Origin of the sequence: Cellulomonas sp. PSBB021 (genome assembly GCF_002240455.1) — a bacterium.
GTDB lineage: Bacteria > Actinomycetota > Actinomycetes > Actinomycetales > Cellulomonadaceae > Cellulomonas > Cellulomonas uda.
Genome location: NZ_CP021430.1, coordinates 1,904,987 through 1,925,077, shown reverse-complemented (window position 1 = coordinate 1,925,077; position 20,091 = coordinate 1,904,987). Strand labels below are relative to the sequence as shown.

Below are 20,091 nucleotides of genomic sequence, written 5' to 3'. Positions count from 1 at the left end.
GTGCCCGGATGTCGGCCCCGACGTCGGCCCGGATGTCGGCCCGGATGTCGGCCCGGATGTCGGCCCGAATGTCGGTGGGCCGTGATGGGATGCACGCCGTGACGACCCCCGCCCCCGTGCTGCGCCGGCCCGCTCTCGCCGACGCACCCGTGCGGGGACCGGGGTCGCCCGTGACGCTCGACGACGCGCAGGCGGCGGCCGTCGCGTGGGCCGTGGATGCGGGGTCCGACGAGCGCGCGCTGCTCGTCCTGGGTGCCCCCGGGACCGGCAAGACGACGGTCGCGCTCGAGGCGGCGGTCGCGGCCGTGCGTGCCGGGCTCGCCCCCGAGCACCTGCTCGTGCTGTCGGCGACGCGACGCGGCGCGGCCGACCTGCGCGACCGGCTCGCCGCGCGGCTGCCCGTCACCTCGAGCCGCCCCCTGGTCCAGACCCCCGCGGCGGCGGCGTTCGCCGTGCTGCGCGCGCACGCCGTCGCGCGGGGCGAGGTGCCGCCGACGCTCGTGTCGGGCCCCGAGCAGGACCTGGTGCTCGCGGAGCTGCTCGCGGGGCACGCCGCGGGCGAGGGCCGAGCCGTCGACTGGCCCGAGCGCGTGCGGGGTGAGGCGCTCGGCGTCCGCGCGTTCCGCGACGAGCTGCGCGACGTGCTCATGCGCGCCGCGGAGCGCGGCCTGGGTCCGGCGGACCTCGACGCGCTCGGTCGTGCGCACGCACGCCCCGAGTGGTGCGCGGCCGCCCGCGTGTACAGCGAGTACCTCGACGTCCTCGACCTGCGCGCGGCGACGCCCGACGCGGGGCTCCGGCTCGACCCGGCCGTCGTCGTCGCCGAGGCGTCGCGGGTGCTCGCGTCGTGGGAGCGCGAGGCGCCCGGGGCACGGCCGCCCGCGTGGCGCCTGGTGGTCGTCGACGACCACCAGGAGAGCACGTCCGCGACCGCGTCCCTGCTGGGCGTGGTCGCGGCCCGCGGCGCGCGCGTCCTCCTCACGGCGGACCCGGACGCGGCCGTCCAGACGTTCCGCGGCGCGGAGCCGGCGCTCGTCGCGCGCGCGAGCGCGCCGCGTGCCGCGGGCGGTCGGGCGGACGACGCGGCTGGCGCGCTCGGCGCGGCGCGCGTCGTGCTGCCGACGGTGTGGCGCCACGGGACGCACGTGCGCGACGTCGTCGAGCGGGTCACGCAGCGGGTCGGCACGCTCGGTGTCGCGGTGCACCGGCGGGCGGCGTCCGCGGCGCAGGCCCCTGCGGCGAGCGCGCGCGTCGCGATCCTGCCGAGCGGGGCGCAGGAGGCCGCGTTCGTCGCGCGCGAGCTGCGCCGCGCGCACCTCGAGGACGGTGTCCCGTGGGAGCGGATGGCCGTGGTGGCGCGCGCCGGTTCGCAGGTCACCGCGCTGCGCCGCGCGCTCGCGGGGGCGTCGGTGCCGGTCGCCGTGCTGGGCAGCGACGTGCCGCTGCGCGACGAGCCCGCGGTACGGCCGCTGCTGGACGCGATGGCGGTCGCGTGCGGCACCGCCGAGCTCGACGCGGTCCTCGCGGCGCGCCTCGCGTGCTCCCCCCTCGGCGGGCTCGACCCGGTGGGGCTGCGCCGCGTGCGCCGCGCGCTGCGGGCCGAGGAGCTCGCGGGCGGCGGCGGGCGGTCGAGCGACGCGCTCCTCGTCGAGGTGCTGGACGCGCCGGGCCGGGCCGGGACGCTGCCGCCCACGGTCGCGGCCCCGGTCGAGCGGCTCGCCCGCGTCGTGGACGCGGGCCGAGCGGCGGCCGCCGCGCCCGGTGCCGACGCGCAGGGCGTGCTGTGGGCGCTGTGGGACGCCGCGGGGCTCGCCGAGCCGTGGCGGCGCGCCGCGCTCGCGGGCGGCGCCGCGGGCGAGCGTGCGGACCGCGACCTCGACGCGGTGGTCGCGCTGTTCCGCGCGGCGGAGACGTTCGTCGAGCGCATGCCGCGCACACCGCCCGCGGCGTTCGTCGACTGGCTGCGAGCCCAGGACCTGCCGTCCGACTCGCTCGCGCCGCGCGCCCGGCGGGCCGCGGTGCCCGTGCTGACGCCGGCGGGCGCGGCCGGCGGGGAGTGGGACGTCGTCGCGGTCACCGGCGTGCAGGAGGGGGTGTGGCCCGACCTGCGGCTGCGCGACTCGCTGCTGGGCGCCCAGGCACTCGCCGACGTGGTCTCGGGGCGCACGACGACCGCGCAGGACGCCGCCGCGGCGGCGCAGGACGCGCGCGCCGCGGTGCTCGCCGACGAGCTGCGCTCGTTCGCCGTCGCCGTCTCACGCGCGCGGCGGGTGCTCGTGGTGACGGCGGTCGCCGACGCCGACCACCAGCCCTCGCCGTTCGTCGACCTCGTCGAGCCGGCCGAGGGGGAGCGGGACCACCGGCGCACGCAGGTCGAGCCCGCGCTGGACCTGCGCGGGCTCGTCGCGCAGCTGCGCGCGACGCTCGAGGCCGCGGCGGCCGCGGGCGAGCCCGCCGACCCGGGTGCGGTGGCCGCGCTCGCGGACCTCGCCGCGCGCGGCGTGCCCGGCGCCGACCCGCGGGAGTGGCACGGACTCGCGGCACCGAGCACCGACGCGCCGCTGTACGGGCCCGACGAGCTCGTGCGTGTCTCGCCGTCGAAGCTCGAGACCGCGCACCGGTGCGCGCTGCGCTGGGCGCTCGAGGCCGCGGGTGGGACCGCCGCCACGAGCAGCGGGCAGTCGCTCGGCACGCTCGTGCACGCGGTCGCGCAGGAGCACCCGCACGGCACGCGGGCCGAGCTCATGGCCGTGCTCGACGAGCGCTGGGACTCGCTCGGGCTGGGCACGGGCTGGCCCGCGCGCGCGATGCGCGCCAAGGCCGACGCGATGGTCGAGCGGCTCGCGGCGTACCTCGCGGGCGCCGGTGAGGCGTTGCTCGTCGAGGCCGACTTCGCGGTGCGCACCGACCGTGCGCTCCTGCGCGGCTCGGCCGACCGCATCGAGCGTGACCTCGAGCATCCCGAGCAGGTGCGCGTCGTCGACCTCAAGACCGGCGCGCGTCCGCCCGCGCGGGACGAGGCACTGGTCAACCCCCAGCTCGGCGCGTACCAGCTCGCGGTCGACGCGGGCGCGTTCCCGCTGCCCGAGGGTGCGACGAGCGCCGGCGCGCAGCTCGTGTACCTCGGCACCGGCAGGGCGGGGACGGTGCGCGACCAGCCCGCCCTCGGTCCCGAGGACGACGGGCCGTCCTGGGCGCGCGTGCTCGTCGACGAGGTGGCGCAGAAGATGGCGGCGTCCGCGTTCACGGCGTCGGCGAACGACCTCTGCGACCGCTGCCCCGTGCGTCGCTCGTGCCCCGTGCGACCCGAGGGCGGGCAGGTGGTCGCATGAGCGAGCGCACGGTGGCGCCCGGCGGCGGGCCGGTGAGCACGACGACCGAGGTGCCCTCGCAGGGTCGGTCCGCGGACGGGGCCCGGCCGGGCGGCGTCGTCGAGCCCGTGAGCGCGGAGGACATCGCGCGGCTGCTGGGGCGCGACCTGCCGACCCGGGAGCAGCGCCGGATCATCGAGGCGCCGCTGGGCCCCGCGCTCGTCGTCGCCGGTGCGGGCTCGGGCAAGACCGAGACGATGGCGGGCCGGGTCGTGTGGCTCGTCGCGAACGGGCTCGTCGAGCCGCAGCAGGTGCTCGGCCTCACGTTCACGCGCAAGGCGGCGGGTGAGCTCGCCGAGCGCGTGCGCCTACGGCTGCGCCGCCTCGCCCGGGCCGCGGCCGAGCAGGGTGTGGCGCTGCCCGGCCGCGCACACCTCGAGGACGACGTGCTCGGCGGCCGCCCGACCATCGCGACGTACAACTCCTACGCCGCGTCCCTCGTGCGCGACCACGCGCTGCGCCTGGGCATCGACCCGAGCGCACGCCTGCTCGGCGAGGCGGCGCAGTGGCAGCTCGCGAGCGAGGTCGTCGAGGCGTGGCAGGAGGACCTGGGCGTCGACGCGGCGGTGTCGACCGTCGTCGAGGCGGTCCTGTCGCTGTCCGGGGCGCTCGACGAGCACCTGCTGGACCCGGCCGCGGCGCGGTCCGCGGTCGAGGCCATCTGCGCGGACATCGAGGCGACCCCCACGCCCACGCGCGCGCACTACGCGGAGGTGGTCGCCCTGCTGCGGTCGCTGCGCGAGCGCGAGCGGCTGCTCGACGTCGTCGCGGCGTACCGGGCCCGGAAGCGGGCGAGCGACGCGATCGACTTCGGGGACCAGGTCGCGCTCGCGGCGCGGCTCGCGCGGGAGGTGCCCGAGGTCGGTGCGGGCGAGCGCGAGCGGTTCGCGGTGGTCCTGCTCGACGAGTACCAGGACACGTCGTTCGCGCAGCTCACGTTGCTCGCGGCACTGTTCGGGGACGGTCACCCGGTGATCGCGGTGGGCGACCCGCACCAGTCGATCTACGGGTGGCGCGGCGCGAGCGCCGGCGGCCTCGAGCGGTTCCCGACGACGTTCCGCCGCTCGGCCGCCGAAGGCGGGGGACCGGCCGAGGTGCTCGCACTGACCACGTCGTGGCGCAACGACGTCGCGGTGCTCGACGCGGCGAACCACGTCGCGGCCCCGCTGCGTGCGCGCACGGCGCGCGTGCCGGTCCCGCAGCTCGCCGCGAGCCCCGTCGCGGGTCCGGGCCGGGTCGAGGCGCTCATGGCGGCGACGGTGGTCGAGGAGGCGGACGCCGTCGCCGAGCTCGTCGCGGCGCACTGGCGGCCGGCGGGCCAGGGGCCGGACGGCGGTCGTGTGAGCGCCGCGGTGCTGTGCCGCAAGCGGTCGCAGTTCGCGGCGCTGCGCCGCGCGCTGCGCGCGCGAGGGCTGCCGGTGGAGGTCGTCGGGCTCGGCGGTCTGCTCTCGACGCCCGAGGTCGTCGACGTCGTCGCCGCGTTGCAGGCCGCGTACGACCCGCTGCGCGGCGACGCGCTCGTGCGGCTCATGACGGGCGCCCGCACCCGGTTGGGGGCGGCGGACCTGCACGCGCTCGCCGCGTGGGCGGGCGAGCTCGTCGGGCAGCGCACGGGACGCGACGCGGGCGTCGAGCTCGACGTCATCGACGAGCGCAGCATCGTCGACGCGCTCGACGAGCTGCCGCGGCCGGGGTGGCGCAGCCCGGGCGGGCGCGCGCTCAGCGACGAGGGTCGCGCGCGGCTCGCCGACCTGGCGGGGCTGCTGCGCACGTTGCGTGCGCACTCCTACCTCTCGGTCCCGGACCTGGTCGCGGAGGCGGAGCGGCTGCTCGGCCTCGACATCGAGGTCGCCGCGCGTGCGGGCGTCGGCGCGGGCCGCGCGCGGGCACAGCTCGACGCGTTCCGCGACGTCGCGGTGGACTTCGCGCGGTCGGTCGACACCCCGACGCTCGGCGGGTTCCTGTCGTGGCTCGAGGCCGCCGACGCGCGCGAGAACGGCCTCGAGCTGCCCGTCACGGACCCGGACCCGGACGCGGTCCAGCTCATCACCGTGCACGCGGCGAAGGGCCTCGAATGGGACGTCGTCGCGGTGGCCGGGCTGGTCGACGGCGTGTTCCCGACGACCGCGACGCAGGGCAAGGACGGGCCCAAGGACTCGGCGTGGCTCACCGGGCTCGGCGAGCTGCCGTACCCGCTGCGCGGCGACGCGGACGACCTGCCCCGGCTCGAGTACGCGGGGGCGCAGGACCCCAAGGAGCTGCGTGACCGCGTGCACGCGCTGCGGCTCGACGCGGGCGAGCACGAGGTCGCCGAGGAGCGCCGGCTCGCGTACGTGGCGCTCACGCGCGCCCGGCACCGCCTGCTGCTCACGGGCTCGTGGTGGGGGGACGGCAAGAAGCCGCGCCCGCCGTCGACGTTCCTGCTGGAGCTCGCGGAGGCCGGCCTCGTCGACGTGCGCGGGTGGGCGGACGAGCCGGCGCCCGACGACGCGAACCCGGCCACGGGCGAGGCCGCGACGGCGGTGTGGCCCGCGGACCCGTTCGCGGTCGAGGACGGCCCGGGGCGGCGGCCCGCGGTCGAGCAGGCCGCGGCGTGGGTACGAGCGGCGGCGGGGCGTCCCCGCGCGGGCGAGAGCCGCTGGGAGGTGCTCGCGCGCACGCTGCTGGAGGAGCAGCACGCCGCGCGCGCGTCGACAGGGGCGGTCGACCTGCCGTCGCACCTGTCGGCGTCCGCGCTCGTGCGCCTCGGCGCGGACGCGGCCGAGTTCGCGCGTGGCCTGCGCCGGCCGGTCCCCGCGGAGCCGTCGGGGCGGGCGCGGCTCGGCACGCGGTTCCACGCGTGGGTCGAGGGCTACTACGGCGCCGCGACGCTCGTCGACCTCGACGCGCTGCCCGGCGCCGAGGACGAGGACCTCACCGGGCCGGACCAGGTGGACGTCGACGAGGCCCGGCTGCGCGCGGCGTTCCTCGCGTCCGGGTGGGCGGACCGTCGGCCGCTCCAGGTCGAGGCGGACGTCGAGACGCACGTCGCCGGGTACGTGCTGCGCTCCCGGATCGACGCGGTGTTCCCGGCCGCGCCGGGCGACCCCGTCCCGGTGGGTGAGGGGGTGGTCGTCGTCGACTGGAAGACGGGCTCCGCCCCGCGGGACGCGGCGACGCGCGAGGCGCGGGAGATCCAGCTCGCGGTGTACCGGCTGGCGTGGTCGCGGTACTCGGGCGTGCCGCTCGAGCGGGTGGCCGCGGCGTTCCACTACGTCGCGGGTGGTCAGACCGTGTGGCCGCAGCGGCTGCTCGGCGAGGACGAGATCGCCGCGCTGCTGGAGCGCGTCACCGACGACGAGCCGGTCGGCGTGCGGGGGTCAAGTACGGACGCCGGCGTGCCGGGGTCGCGGCGCAGGTGACGGCGACGGGCGCGCCGCTCGGCCGGTCGGCTCAGGCGTACGAGGAGACCGCGGCGACGGGGGCGGTGGGTGCGTCGGAGCCCCACGCGACGCCGGACGGCGACGTCCGGGTGTGCTCGTCGAGGTCCTCGAGCATCGCGACCGCGTCGGCCACGACGTCCTCGTTGCCGGACCGCACGCCGTACAGGAGCCAGCGCGCGAGCGCGAGCTCGCCCGCGAGCAGCGCCCGGTCGGTCAGGTGCGGGTCGATCAGCTCGGTGCGGCGCAGCTGGTACGCCTCCATGATCGAGTCGGCCGCGTCCGGCGGCGCCGCGACGAGCAGCCACGACAGGTCGTCGGCCGGGTCGGCGACGCTCGCGTCGCCCCAGTGCAGGATCCCGCTCACGGTGCCGTCACCGACGAGGACGCGTTCGTTCGTCAGGTCGCCGTGCACGACGGTCGGCACGAACCGCCACAGCGCGACGTCCTCGAGCCGCTCCTCCCAGCGCCGCAGGAGCGTGGGCGGCACCTTGCCGGTGGCGGCGGCCTCGTCGACCTCGGCCTGGCGGCGGGCCCGGTACGCACCCGCGTCGTAGACGGGCAGCCCGGCGTTCTCGACGACGCTCGTCGGCAGCTCGTGGACCGCGGCGATGGCGCGTCCGAGCGACGCGCACAGCCCCGGTCCGGGCTCGAGCTCGGCGACGTCGAGGGCGCGGCCGGGGATCTCCTCGTGCACCGCGGCGCGACCGCCCTCGGGCAGGTGGGCGAACCCGACCGGGGCGGGGACGGCGAACGGCAGGGTGCCGTCGGTCGCGAACGCGTCGAGCCCGGCGAGCAGCTCGACCTCGGCCTCGAGGGCTGCGCCGGCGGCGGCGTTCACGGGTGCGCGCACCACCCAGCGTCGGCGGGCGGCGTCCACGACGACCGCGATGTCGTAGTCGGTGCCGGGGTGCGCGGGCCGCCGCACGTCGTAGGCGTCCAGACCCGGCACGGCCACGGTGGCCAGTGCGGCGAGGGCGAGCGGGGAGCGGGGCACGGGCCCAGAGTAGGCGCGCACGCGCCCGGCGGCCGCCAGCCCCTGCGGCGTGTCCGTCCCATTCGTCCCGTCCGGCCTGGTCGGGCCCGTACCCGGCGGGCTCGCGGCCGCCCGCGCCGGACCGGTGGGGGACGTCGTCGGCGCCGCGTACGGTGACGCCCGTGAGGTCCGACGAGCTGCCCCTGTCCCGCGCGGTCGTCGACCGTGCCGCGCACCTGCGCACCGATGCCGCGCAAGAGCGTGCCCTGGCGGACCCGGCGACGCGCGTCGTGCTGCTGCGCGACGGCCGGGTGCCGGTCGACGCGCGCGGCCGTCTGGTCCTGACGACGGTCGCGCAGGCGCAGCGGGCGGCGGCCGGCGGTGACCGTGCCGACGGCGAGCACCCGTGGCTCCTGCTCGGGGCCGACGACGAGCGCGCGTACGTCGCGCGTCGCGCACCCGGCGACGCCGACGACGTCGCGGACCTCCCGCAGCGCGGCGCACCGTCCGACCGGGACGTGCACGCCCCGGCCTCGCCGCCCGCCGACCCGCCCGCGCCGCGCGCCGTGGCGGACGGTGACGCGGTCCGCTGGGCGTCGCTGCGTGAGGTCGGGTCGCACCTCGAGGCGCGCGACGCGGGCCTCGTCGCCACCGCGGTCGCGCTCGACGCGTGGCACGAGCGGCACCCGCGCTGCCCGCGCTGCGGTGCGGCGACGCGCGTCACGCAGGCCGGCTGGGTGCGCGCGTGCACGGTCGACGGCTCGGAGCACTACCCGCGCACGGACCCGGCGGTGATCATGGCGGTCGTCGACGACGCGGACCGGCTGCTGCTGGCGCACGCGGTCGCGTGGGCGCCGGGCCGGTACTCGACGCTCGCGGGCTTCGTCGAGCCGGGGGAGTCGCTCGAGCACGCGGTGCGGCGCGAGGTCGCCGAGGAGACGCGCGTCGTCGTCGGTGAGGTCACCTACGCGGGCAGCCAGCCGTGGCCGTTCCCGGCGTCGCTCATGGTCGCGTTCGTGGCACGGGCGGTGGCCACGGACGTCCGGGTCGACGGGGTCGAGGTGGAGCACGCGGCGTGGTTCACGCGCGACGAGCTCGCGAGCGCGGTCGTCGCGGGCACGGTGGTGCCGCCGTCGCGCTCGTCGATCGCGCGCGCGCTCGTCGAGGACTGGTTCGGCGGCCCGCTCCCGGAGCCTGCCGCCCGCTGACCCGCCGGCGCCTGCGGCCCTGCGCCGTGCTGCGCGGTCCTGCGCTGCCTACCCGTCGAACCGGGTCCAGCGACCTTCCGAGACCACCTCGACACGGCCGTCGGCCACGACGAGCGCGGTCTGCTCGTCGATCGCGTAGGCGGGACCGTCGATCTCGGCCGCCCAGGCCCGTGCGTGCTCGGCGGTGTTCGTCGGGAAGGCGTCCAGGTGCGGGAAGACCGAGAAGTCGACGACACCCAGCGTGCGGTCGTCGGGTGCGCCGGCCCACTCGACGAACGAGGTCCCGATGCGCGGGGTCAGCACCATGCTCCCGGCGCTCACCCCGACCCAGACCGTGTCCGGCAGCGACGGCAGCAGGTCCGCGAGACCGGACTCGCGCAGCCAGTGGGCCAGGTAGGTGGCGTCGCCACCGTCGACGAGCAGCGCGTCGGCGTCCCGGACCCACGGCACCCACCGCTCGGCGCCGATCGTCGGCAGCGCGGTGAGCTCGAGCACGCCGAGCGAGGCCCAGCCCAGGCCGCTGAGGTGCGGGGACCCGTCCGCGCCGGCCGCGAGGCGCTGCACCGACGCGGGCCCGCACAGGGGATGGCCCCACTGCGCGGTGGGCACGACGAGCGCGGAGCTCTCGGCGACGGGTCTGCCGAGCAGCTGCTCGAGCGCGGCGCGGATGCGGGCGTTCGTCACGCCGCCGGACGTCAGGAGCAGCTTCACGGTGCCTCCGCCGATCTCGTCGTGGTCGGCACGATCCTGCCGGTGCGCCCCCGCGGACGCTCAGGACAGGCGCGCGCGCACCTCGACGAGCGACGGGTTGGTCGCCGCGGAGCCGTCGGGGAAGACGACCGTCGGGACCGTCTGGTTGCCCCCGTTGAGCGACGCGACGAGCGCGGCGGCGTCCGGGTGGTCCTCGATGTCGACCTCGGTGTAGCCGATCCCGACCGAGTCCAGCTGCGACTTGAGGCGGCGGCAGTACCCGCACCACGTCGTGGAGTACATCGTGATGGTGCCGGGCTCGGGGAGGGTCTGCGTGCTCATCGGTCCTCGCGTTCTCGTGGGTGCCTGCAGCGAGAGCCAACCACGACGACGCCCGGGTGATTCCGCCCGGTCCGCGCCGGGCGTGCCTGTGCATGCCCGCCCGCGGTGTCCGCGGTGCCTGAGAGACTGTCCGGCGATGTCCCCCGACGACCTGCTGGCCGCGCTCGACCCTGAGCAGCGCGCCGTCGCGACCGCGCTGCGCGGCCCGGTGTGCGTGCTCGCGGGCGCGGGGACCGGCAAGACGCGCGCGATCACCCACCGCATCGCGTACGGCATCCGCACGGGCGTCTTCCGTGCGGACCACGTGCTCGCGGTGACGTTCACGGCACGCGCGGCGGGGGAGATGCGCACGCGGCTGCGCGAGCTCGGTGCGGCCGGTGTGCAGGCGCGCACGTTCCACGCGGCGGCGCTGCGTCAGCTCACCTACTTCTGGCCGAAGGTCGTCGGGGGCGCGCCGCCGCGCATCGCCGAGGCGAAGGCGCAGCTCGTCGCGGAGGCCGCGCGCCGGGTCGGGCTCCCCGCGGACCGTACGGGCGTGCGCGACCTCGCGGCCGAGGTCGAGTGGGCGAAGGTCAGCCTGGTGGTGCCCGACGAGTACGCGGTCGCGGTCGCCGCGGTCGACCGCGTGGTGCCGGGCGGGCACGACGCCGCGGCGGTCGCACGGCTGATGACGGCGTACGAGCAGGTGAAGGACGAGCGCGGGGTCATCGACTTCGAGGACGTGCTGCTGCTGCTCGCGGCGATGCTGGCGGAGCGGCCCGACGTGGGGCGTGAGGTGCGCGGCCAGTACCGGCACTTCGTCGTCGACGAGTACCAGGACGTCAGCCCGCTGCAGCAGTACCTGCTCGACCAGTGGCTCGGCGGTCGTGAGGAGCTGTGCGTGGTGGGCGACCCGTCGCAGACCATCTACTCGTTCGCGGGTGCGACACCGCACCACCTGCTGACGTTCGCGCGCACGCACCCGGGCGCGCAGGTCGTCCGGCTGGTGCGGGACTACCGCTCGACGCCCCAGGTGGTCGAGCTCGCGAACCGGGTCATCGCGCACGCGGGCCGGGGCACGGGCGCGTCGACGCCCGCCCCGCTGGAGCTGCGGGCGCAGCGTCCCGACGGCCCGGCGGTGCGGTGGGCGGCGTACGCCGACGACGAGGCGGAAGCGGCGGGCATCGCGGCGGCCGCGGCGCGGCTCGTCGCGGACGGTGTCCCCGCGTCGCAGATCGCGGTGCTGTACCGGACGAACGCGCAGGCCGAGGCGTTCGAGGAGGCGCTCGGGACCGCGGGCGTCGCGTACCAGGTGCGCGGCGGGGAGCGGTTCTTCTCGCGGCGGGACGTGCGCGAGGCGCTGGTGTTCCTGCGAGGCGGTGCGCGCGCGGCCGACCCGCAGGTCGCTCTCGGCGAGGCGGCCCGGGACCTGCTGCGCAACGCGGGCTGGACGGAGCAGGCGCCGACCACCCGCGGTGCGGCGCGGGACCGGTGGGAGGCGCTGGACGCGCTCGCGCGGCTCGCGGACGAGGTCGAGGCGCGCGCGACGAGCGAGGGTAGGCGCGGGAGCGTCGCGGACCTCGTCGCGGAGCTCGACGAGCGTGCGGCCGCGCAGCACGCCCCCACGGTCGAGGGCGTGACGCTCGCGTCGCTGCACGCCGCGAAGGGCCTCGAGTGGGACGCGGTGTTCCTCGCGGGCCTGAGCGAAGGGCTCCTGCCGACGTCGCTGGCGGAGACGCCCGAGGCGATCGAGGAGGAGCGCCGGTTGCTGTACGTCGGCGTGACGCGCGCCCGCGAGCACCTGCAGCTGTCGTACGCCCGCTCGCGTCTGCCGGGTGGTCGTGCCTCGCGGCGGCCGTCCCGGTTCCTCGACGCGCTGTGGCCCGGGTCGTCGGCCGCGAGGCCCCGGGCCGGCGCCGGTGGTCCGCCGGCCGCGGACGAGGACCCGCGGGCGTCCGCGGTGCTCGCCGCGCTCACGCGGTGGCGCGACGAGCGGGCGCGGGAGCTCGGGGTCAGCCCCGGGCGGGTGCTCGCGACCCATGCGCTGCACACGCTCGCGGCGCGGCGGCCGGCGTCGCGTGAGGAGCTCGCGCTCGTGCCGGGCATCGGTGCGCAGACCCTCGCGACGGTCGGTGACGACGTGCTCGCGGTGCTCGCGCGCTCGGTCCGCGCCTGAGCCCTCGCCGGTGCGAGCGCCGGACCGGCGAAGGCCACGGCGCCGCTGCGCGGCACCTCGTCACGGCATTTCGGACGGTCTCGAGAACTCGTCGAACTTCTTTCGTTAATTCTGTTGTCCGCCCCGCGCGAGCGCGCCTAGGGTGGAGCCCGTCCTGGTAGCAGACCTGCGTCGTGACAGCGCGGGAAGATCCGAGAGAGGAGGTGGGCAGCGGTGAAGAAGATCCAGTTCACCCCGGTCGTCCGGTCGAGCATGCAGCTCCCGACGCTCCTGATCGCGCCCACCTTCGGCGGCTTCCAGGGGCGTGCTGTGCCCGCTGCGTGGCGTGCGTCCGATGACGCGCTCATCGCGCGTCACGGCGTGACCGTCGACGGGACGGCACTCGACCCTCTCAGGGCTTCGTTGGTCTAGACCAGGTTGGTCATCAAGGCCGCGGAGTCCGACAGGCTCCGCGGCCTTCGTCTTTCCCCCGGTGATCCCGGCGGGCGAGTCGGGACGTGGACGCCGAACCACCACCGCTCACCCGCAGGACACCAGGAGGACATCGTGCGGCTCACGACGCTGCTCGACACCAGCGGATCAGGCCCCTGGCCCACCAGCAGCACCGCGACCACCGACGACACCACCTTCGACCAGCTGGTCCGAGGGCTCATCCCGTGCCGCAACAACGACCCCGAGCTCTGGTTCGCGGAGCAGACCGCTCGCGTGGAGCAGGCGAAGGCGCTCTGCCGCGAGTGCCCGATCATGGCGGGCTGCCTCGCCGGGGCGCTCGAGCGCGAGGAGCCCTGGGGCGTGTGGGGTGGCGAGGTGTTCATCGGCGGCGTGGTCGTCCCGACGAAGCGTGGGCGAGGCCGTCCGCGCAAGAACCCCGCGGCCTGACGTCGGCGTCCGCGGGGCCGCCCTCCGGGGTGTCGACCGACAGGTCGACGTCGTGCTCCGGCCGGGCGGTCCCCGGCGCGTCGTCGGTGACCGTGATGCCCCGATGGGCGGTGCACCCGCAGGCCGGGTGCACCGCCCATCGGCGTCTGCGGGGCAGCGCGTCGGGCAGGCCGATCTCGACGGTCGTGCCGCCCAGCGCGCAGGTGCCCGTGTCGAGGAACGCGAGGACCGCGGCGGCGGCGATCCCGACCGCGACGCCCACGACCGCCGGGGGCTCGGGCGGGGACGGTCGCGTCCCGGGCCGGCCGGTCGCGGCCGCGCTCGTCGCGGGACCCGCCGCACGACCGACCGTGATACCAGCAGCGAGACCAGCAGCGAGACCAGCAGCGAGACCCGGACCGTGACCCGTCGCGACGCCCCGGGCGTGCGTGCCGAGCGCGTCCGCGACGACCGGCCAGGCGGGGTCGGCGTCGGTCCGGTGCAGGTCGAGGCAGCGCAGGCACGGGCCGGTGCCGGGGGCGACGAGCGGGCCCACGACGGTGTCCGCCTCGCGCAGCACGACGCTGAGGTGCGGCGTCGCGCGGTTCAGCAGCAGCGCACCGAGGCTGGGTGCGACGACGTCGTCGCTCACGACGACCACCAGGTCGGCACCGGCGGACGGTCCTCCCGACTCCTCGCCGGGTGCCACGCCCGCAGCGGTCGCCACGGCGGTCGTCGCGGGTGCGACCGCCGCGAGGACACCGACCGCGGCGGCGACCCGTCCGTGCCCGACGTCCTGGAACCGGTAGCCGCCCGGCCCGACGTCGCCCGAGCGCACCGGGCGGTCGTCGTCGAGCAGCACCCGGCCGACACCCGCCGCGGCGAGCGTGACCGCGATGCCCAGGCCGGTCGCGCCGAGCCCCACGACGCCGACGGTGCGGTGCGCCCGGCGCAGCACCCGGGCGGCGCCCGCGGAGTCGGGGTCGAGCAGCGAGAGCACGCGCGCGTCGTCGCCCGCGGCCCCCGGCAGCGCTCGCGCCCCGCCGGGCGCGGTCAGCCCCGCCTGGCGGAGCTGGTCCGTGAGGTGGGCGAGGCGCTGCGGATCGAGCTCGGCGGCGGCCAGCGCGAGCGGGAGTCCCTGGCCGAGCGCGACGAGCGCGCGCTCCTCGTCGGGGGTCAGGTCGTCGACCCGTACCGCCCACCGGGGGTCCGTGCCGACCTGCACCTCACCCGGCGCCCGACGCACGACGCGCAACCCGGTCCGCAGCATGGCGCCAGGCTGCCACCGGAGGGCTCGGCCGCGGACCGGTCATCCACAGGGGCGGGTACGACAAGGGGCGCCGTCCGTCGGACGACGCCCCTCGCAGCTTCTCGGCGGTCGAGCGGTGCTCAGGCCTTGCCGAGGATGCGGTTCAGCTTGGTGCCGCAGACGGGGCAGACGGCCTTGGCCATCTTGCGACCCGACTCGGAGACGACGACGTCACCCTCGGCCTCGCGCTTCTCCTTGCACTTCACACAGTAGAACTCGCCTGCATAGGTCTCGGCCATTGGTCCTCCTCGCGGTGTCCGGTGCACCGCCGACGTCCCGCGGCGATGGCCGGGCAGAGCGGTGACCTGCCCGAGCGCCTTCCACAGTAGTGGCCGATCCGCGTCGTCCCGCCGATGTGCGCGTGTCGCGGGCCGGTGTCGGTGATCTCGCACGTCCCGGTTCCTCCGAGCGGGTGACGGCGCGCAGCACGCCGGGGCCGTTCGGTGGCCCGCGTGCGGCACCCCGGCGCGCGGGGGCTGTCCGTGTGGGCGTGGCACGCTAGCGTGCGGCTGTGCTCCCGACGTACGACCTGTCGACGATCGACGGGGTCGACCACGAGGTCGAGGTCCGTCGCTCGCGCAGGCGCGTGCGGACCGTGACGGCCTGGCGTGAGGACGGCCGGACGGTCGTGGCCATCCCCGCGCGGTTCACGCGCGCCCAGGAGGCGGAGTGGGTGCGTCGGATGCTTCTGCGCCTCGCGACGCAGGAGCGACGCCGCCGGCCGTCGGACGACGAGCTCGTCTCGCGTGCCGCGGAGCTGTCCGCACGGTACCTGCAGGGCAGGGCGGTGCCGACGAGCGTGCGGTGGTCGGCGAACCAGGGGCGCCGCTGGGGGTCCTGCACGCCGTCGGACGGCTCGATCCGGATCTCCGACCGGGTGCGCGGCATGCCCCGCTGGGTGCTCGACTACGTGCTGCTGCACGAGCTGACGCACCTGCTGCACCCGGGGCACGGGCCGGAGTTCTGGGCCGAGCTCGACGCCTACCCCCGCACCCAGCGTGCGCGGGGCTTCCTCGAGGGCTACTCCTACCGTGAGGAGCGCGGCCCGCAGGACCCGGCGCCCGACGACGACGTCGAGGACGTCGAGGACACCGACGACACCGACGACGCCGAGCGGGTCGAGGCGCACGTGGGCGCGCTCGAGGGCGCGGCTGTGGACCGCCCGCCCGCGGCCGACGGCACGGACCGAGACGGTACGGACTGACCGGGTCAGGGGGTCGTGGGGTCCTGCGGGGGCTCCTCGCCGAGGATCTCGGCCAGCGCCTTGTCGAGGTCGGCGGACTCGTCGGCCGCGGCGCTGCGGCGGCGGGCGTAGCCGGCGGGGTCGTCGAGGTCCTCGGCGGTCGGCATGAGGTCCGGGTGGTCCCACACGGCGTCGCGCGCCGCGGGGCCGCCCTCGGTGCGCTCGATGTGCGCCCACAGGGCCGCGGCCTCACGCAGCCGGCGGGGCCGCAGCTCGAGCCCGACGAGCGTGGCGAACGTCTGCTCGGCGGGTCCGCCCGCGGCGCGGCGACGGCGGATCATCTCGCGCAGCGCGACGGAGTGCGGCAGGTGGGCGAGCGCGGCGGCCGCGCTCACCTCGTCGACCCAGCCCTCGACGAGCGCGAGCGCGGTCTCCAGCCGCTCGAGCGCGGCCCGCTGCGCGGGGGTCGTCTGCGGCGCGAACACGCCGCTCGACAGCGCGCTCTGCAGGGCCTCGGCGTCGGTCGGGTCGATCGAGCCGACCGCCTGCTCGAGCTGCTCGACGTCGATCGTGATCTCGCGCGCGTACGTCTCGACGAGCGCGAGCAGGTGCGCGCGCAGCCACGGCACGTGCGTGAACAGCCGCGTCGCGGCGGCCTCGCGGAGCGCCAGGAACAGCCGCACCTCGTCGGCGGGCGCGTCGAGGCCCTCGGCGAACGCGTCGACGTTGGACGCCACCAGCACCGGTGCGGGCACCTCGAGCAGCGGGAGGCCGATGTCGGTCGTGCCGAACACGTCGCGTGCGAGCGTGCCGGCGGCCTGGCCGACCTGCAGCCCGAACACCGCGGAGCCGAGCCGCCGCAGGAGCTGCCCGGGCGCGAGGCCCCCGGGCAGCGCACCGCCGGGCAGCCCGAGCGCGCGCATCTGCTCGTCGAGGTCGTCGCCCGCCCCGAGCTCGGGCAGCTCCCCGCCGAGAGCGTCGACGAGTGCGGTCGACAGGGACGACGCGACGGGCTCGGTGAGCGTGCGCCACGTGGGGAGCGTCGCCTCGACCCACTCGGCGCGGCTCCAGGCACGGCCGGGCGTGGTCGCGGGGGGCAGGTCGGTCGCGGCGTCGAGCCACAGCTCGGCGACCGTCAGCGCGTCGAGCACCTGACGCGTGCGAGCGGGCGTGAGCGACGGGTCACCGCCCACGGACGCCTGCTGCCGCGCCAGGTCGTGCGCCATCTGCCAGTTGACCGGCTCGTCGCCGCCGCTCGCGAACAGGCTCTGCACCTGCGCGAGGACCTGCTGCATCGCGGCGGGGTCGGTGGGCAGCGTGCCCGCCGCGCCGAGCGCCTCCGGGTCGATCCCGCGCGCCCGCATCTCGGCGATCGCCTCGTCGGCCCGGTCGCCCAGGAGCGCGCGCAGCATCTGCTCCCACGGCGGCTGCGTCGGTTCGGGCGTCGGTTCGGGCGTCGGGTCGCTGTGGTCCGGGCTCACGTGCGCCTCCTGGGAGTATGACTGCGGGGACACCGCCGACGGGCACCGGGACGGCGGGGTCGGGCGGGCCGGGTCGGGACGGTTCGGTCGCGGTCTGGCCGGGCTGGCCCCACGGTAACCACGTGACCGAGGAGTTCGTCGATGGCGGGTCGAGAGGTTCGCTCAGGGCGCAGCGCGCCGGACGTCGTCGTCGTGGGCACGGGACCCGTCGCGGCGGGCGTGCTCGCCGCGTGGGGAGCGCGGGCCCGCGCGGTCGACGAGGTGCCGACGGCGGCGCCCGCGTCGGCACTCACGGGCGCGCGTGTCGTCGTGCTCGTCGCGCACCCGGGCGACCTCGCGTCCGTGGCCGGGCGCCGGGGACCGCAGGGGCACGCCGCCGCGGTCGCGCACGCGCAGCGCACGTTCGCGGCGGCGCGCGAGGTGCGGGCCGAGCACGTGGTCGTCGTGACGTCGGCGCTCGTGCACGGCGCCCACCCCGACCGGCCGGTCCTGCACGACGACGAGCCCGTGCTCACCGGTGCGCGCGCCGTCCCGGACGGGCTGGTCGGCCACCTGCTCGCGGTCGAGGCGGTCGTCGCGCGCGCGGCCCGCCGCCGCTCACCGCGCGTGACGGTGCTGCGGCCCGCCGCGATGGTCGGTCGCGGCACCGACACGTTCGTGACGCGGCACTTCGAGGCGCCGCGCCTGCTCGTCGTGCGGGGCGTGGAGCGGCCGTGGCAGCTCGTGCACGTCGACGACGTGGGCGCCGCAACGGTGTTCGCGGTCGAGCACGCGCTGACCGGTGCGCTGACCGTCGGGCCGCCGGACACGCTGACGCCCGAGCAGGTCAGCGCCGCGGCCGGGATGCGCACGGTCGCGCTCGCGCCCGCGACGGCGTTCGGCACGGCCGAGCGGCTGCACCGCGTGGGCGTCCTGCCGGCGCCGGCGGCCGAGCTCGCGTACGTGGTCTACCCGTGGACGGTGGCGGCGGACCGGCTCACGGCGGCGGGGTTCACGCCGCGGTACTCGAGCGCCGAGGCCCTCGACGTGCTGCTCGAGGGCGTGCGCGGGCGCCTCGCGCTCGGCGGGCGCCGCGTCGAGCGGCGCGACGCGGCCGCGCTCGGCGCGGCGGGCGCCGCGGTCGCGCTGCTGGGCACCGCGGCCATCTGGCGGCAGGCGCGGCGTCGCGGCTGACCGCCCGCGTGTCGCACACACCCGCGTGCGGCATGATGCCGACGTGCCCGACGAGAACGTCACCCCGCCCGCACCCGCGTCCGCCGACGACGCGCTCGGCGCGCCCGCGCCCGTCGTCGCCGAGCGGCCCAGCCGCCGCGCGATCACGCTGTCGGTGTCGATGCTCGCCACCGCGGTGCTGCTCGCGGCGGTGGCCGTGCTGCCCGCGCCGTACTCGGTGAGCAGCCCGGGCCCGACCGAGGACGTGCTGGGCAAGGTCGACGACAAGCCGCTGATCACGATCGACGGCGCGCCGACGTACGACTCGACGGGCGAGCTGCGCCTCACGACGGTGTCCGCGACCGGTGGACCCGGGTACCCGTCGAGCACGCTGCGGGTGCTGCGCGGGTGGTTCTCGCCGTGGTCGGTCGTGCAGCCGCGCGAGATCCTGTTCCCCGATGCGGACGAGTCGCAGGAGGACATCGACCGCGAGAACACCGCGCAGATGGTGTCCTCGCAGGAGAACGCGGCCGTGGCGGCGCTGTCCGAGCTCGGCCGCCCGGTGCCCGCGACGCTCGTCGTCGCGGACACCGTCGAGGACACCGGTGCGGACGGCGTGTTCGAGGACGGCGACATCATCACCGCGATCGACGGCACGCCGCTGCCGGACTACCAGAGCCTCGTCACGACGATGGCCGCGGTGAAGCCGGGTGCGGACGTCACGGTCACGGTGCGCCGCCAGGGTGAGGAGGTCGACCTCACGGTCGAGACCACCGCGGGCGACGACGGTCGCGCGCAGATGGGCGTGTACATCGACCCGGACTTCGACATGCCGGTCGACGTGACCATCGACGCGGGCCGGATCGGCGGCCCGAGCGCGGGGACCATGTTCGCGCTCGGGATCATCGACCTGCTCACGCCGCAGGACGAGGCGAACGGCCAGGTGGTCGCGGGCACGGGGACGATCGACGTGGTCGGTCGGGTCGGCGCGATCGGCGGCATCCGCCAGAAGCTCGCGGGTGCGCACCGTGACGGTGCCCGGTGGTTCCTCGCGCCCGAGGCGAACTGCGGCGAGGTCGTCGGGCACGTGCCCGACGGGCTGCGCGTCGTGCGCGTCGCGACGCTGCACGAGGCGTACACGGACCTCGTCGCGATCGGCAAGGGCGAGGGTGACGCGCTGCCCACGTGCACGAAGGAGCCCGCGGGGTCCTGACGGGGCGGGCGCGGGGCCGGCGGCGAGGCTCAGGCGAGCGTCGCGCGCAGCGCCTCCAGCAGACCCGGGACCACGTCGGCACCCTGGCCCACCTGGTCGTCGCTGTCGTGCGCGCGCTGCCGCACGGCGCACCACGTCGGGCCCTCGCGCAGCACACCCACGGCGAGGCGCACGTCCTCGCGGTCGGGGTGGGCGAGCAGCCACGCGAGCGCCTCGTCGGGGTCGGCGGGCATCTGCGCCTCGGCGGCGGGCGGCAGCACGACGCGCTCGGCGGTCACGGCGACGCCGTCGACCGTCTGCGGCCACGACAGCCCCGCGAGGAGCGTCTCGAGGTCCGGTGCGTCGGGCAGGCCCTCCTGCTCGATCGACGTCAGGTGCCACGGCTCGGCCTGCGCGGCGGCGAGCGTCTGCGGCGTGAGCTGTGCGGCGAGCGAGGGCTCCGCGGCGAGCGCCGCCTGCGTGCGGACCAGGGCGAACACCCGCACGGGGGCGTCCCAGCCGGCGGCGGCGACGTGGTGCTCGATCTCGCGCACGGCGTCGGCGAGCGCGCGGGTCGCGGCGTCGGGGGCGGGCGTGGCGGCGGGCGGCGTCGTGCTGGGGTTCACCGGGCCATCGTCGCACCGAGCACCGCCACGGCGGGACCTGACACCTCGGACCGGGCGTGTGGGAACCTGGGCCCGTCCGCCCGCGTTGGGCTGGGCGAGTACACGACACCGAGACGACGAGGACCGCAC

Annotated in this window: 15 protein-coding genes; 8 read left to right on the top strand and 7 right to left on the bottom strand. The window is 77.2% G+C overall.

What is annotated here, in order from left to right:
• Positions 1-98 precede the first annotated feature (98 nt).
• Entirely contained in the window at positions 99-3,332 is a 3,234-nt protein-coding gene (locus CBP52_RS08675) for a UrvD/REP family ATP-dependent DNA helicase (protein ID WP_232514411.1), read from the top strand.
• Positions 3,329-6,772, top strand: a complete 3,444-nt coding sequence (locus CBP52_RS08670; protein WP_094180605.1) for an ATP-dependent DNA helicase — start codon at positions 3,329-3,331, stop codon at positions 6,770-6,772. The genes CBP52_RS08675 and CBP52_RS08670 overlap by 4 nt, the downstream gene beginning before the upstream one ends.
• A 31-nt stretch (positions 6,773-6,803) precedes the next feature.
• Here CBP52_RS08670 and CBP52_RS08665 read toward each other — a convergent pair whose 3' ends face one another.
• Positions 6,804-7,787: a phosphotransferase gene (locus CBP52_RS08665; RefSeq protein WP_094182283.1), complete on the bottom strand. Its 984-nt coding sequence runs from the start codon at positions 7,785-7,787 to the stop codon at positions 6,804-6,806.
• A 161-nt stretch (positions 7,788-7,948) separates the two neighbouring features.
• On the opposite strand from CBP52_RS08665, the gene nudC reads away from it, so the two are divergent.
• Positions 7,949-8,974 (top strand): NAD(+) diphosphatase, encoded by a 1,026-nt coding sequence (nudC, locus tag CBP52_RS08660; RefSeq protein WP_094182282.1) that lies wholly within the window; start codon positions 7,949-7,951, stop codon positions 8,972-8,974.
• A 48-nt stretch (positions 8,975-9,022) separates the two neighbouring features.
• Here the strand turns inward: nudC and CBP52_RS08655 are convergent, their stop codons facing one another.
• The gene (locus CBP52_RS08655; RefSeq protein ID WP_094180604.1) at positions 9,023-9,685 is read right to left on the bottom strand and encodes a Type 1 glutamine amidotransferase-like domain-containing protein; all 663 of its coding nucleotides are present in this window, start codon (positions 9,683-9,685) and stop codon (positions 9,023-9,025) included.
• Between the two features lie 60 nt (positions 9,686-9,745).
• A complete protein-coding gene (locus CBP52_RS08650; RefSeq protein WP_094180603.1) occupies positions 9,746-10,006 on the bottom strand; it encodes a mycoredoxin in 261 nt (86 codons plus the stop codon).
• A gap of 136 nt (positions 10,007-10,142) precedes the next feature.
• Between CBP52_RS08650 and CBP52_RS08645 the strand changes: the two genes are divergently transcribed.
• Both CBP52_RS08645 and CBP52_RS08635 read left to right on the top strand, forming a co-directional pair.
• Entirely contained in the window at positions 10,143-12,161 is a 2,019-nt protein-coding gene (locus CBP52_RS08645) for an ATP-dependent helicase (protein ID WP_094180602.1), read from the top strand.
• Between the two features lie 546 nt (positions 12,162-12,707).
• On the top strand, positions 12,708-13,040 hold the full coding sequence (locus CBP52_RS08635) for a WhiB family transcriptional regulator (protein WP_094180600.1): 333 nt from the start codon (positions 12,708-12,710) through the stop codon (positions 13,038-13,040).
• On the opposite strand, the gene CBP52_RS08630 is transcribed toward CBP52_RS08635, so the two are convergent.
• Both CBP52_RS08630 and CBP52_RS17900 read right to left on the bottom strand, forming a co-directional pair.
• Positions 12,973-14,289, bottom strand: coding sequence for a ThiF family adenylyltransferase (locus CBP52_RS08630; RefSeq protein ID WP_094180599.1), 1,317 nt, complete (start codon positions 14,287-14,289; stop codon positions 12,973-12,975). The two genes, CBP52_RS08635 and CBP52_RS08630, sit on opposite strands and share 68 nt — an antisense overlap.
• A 119-nt stretch (positions 14,290-14,408) precedes the next feature.
• A complete protein-coding gene (locus CBP52_RS17900; protein ID WP_094180598.1) occupies positions 14,409-14,567 on the bottom strand; it encodes a DUF5679 domain-containing protein in 159 nt (52 codons plus the stop codon).
• Positions 14,568-14,839: 272 nt separating this feature from the next.
• On the opposite strand from CBP52_RS17900, the gene CBP52_RS08620 reads away from it, so the two are divergent.
• Positions 14,840-15,532, top strand: a complete 693-nt coding sequence (locus CBP52_RS08620; RefSeq protein WP_369826206.1) for a M48 family metallopeptidase — start codon at positions 14,840-14,842, stop codon at positions 15,530-15,532.
• A gap of 5 nt (positions 15,533-15,537) precedes the next feature.
• Here CBP52_RS08620 and CBP52_RS08615 read toward each other — a convergent pair whose 3' ends face one another.
• Positions 15,538-16,992 carry a zinc-dependent metalloprotease gene (locus tag CBP52_RS08615; protein ID WP_369826205.1) on the bottom strand — a complete coding sequence of 485 codons (1,455 nt, stop codon included), beginning with the start codon at positions 16,990-16,992 and terminating at the stop codon, positions 15,538-15,540.
• Between the two features lie 192 nt (positions 16,993-17,184).
• Here CBP52_RS08615 and CBP52_RS08610 point away from each other — a divergent pair, with 192 nt between their 5' ends.
• Both CBP52_RS08610 and CBP52_RS08605 read left to right on the top strand, forming a co-directional pair.
• Positions 17,185-18,165 (top strand): nucleoside-diphosphate sugar epimerase, encoded by a 981-nt coding sequence (locus tag CBP52_RS08610; protein WP_232514410.1) that lies wholly within the window; start codon positions 17,185-17,187, stop codon positions 18,163-18,165.
• Between the two features lie 43 nt (positions 18,166-18,208).
• Positions 18,209-19,357: a PDZ domain-containing protein gene (locus tag CBP52_RS08605; protein ID WP_232514409.1), complete on the top strand. Its 1,149-nt coding sequence runs from the start codon at positions 18,209-18,211 to the stop codon at positions 19,355-19,357.
• A gap of 29 nt (positions 19,358-19,386) precedes the next feature.
• On the opposite strand, the gene CBP52_RS08600 is transcribed toward CBP52_RS08605, so the two are convergent.
• Positions 19,387-19,962: a PPA1309 family protein gene (locus tag CBP52_RS08600; protein ID WP_094180596.1), complete on the bottom strand. Its 576-nt coding sequence runs from the start codon at positions 19,960-19,962 to the stop codon at positions 19,387-19,389.
• Positions 19,963-20,091 lie beyond the last annotated feature (129 nt).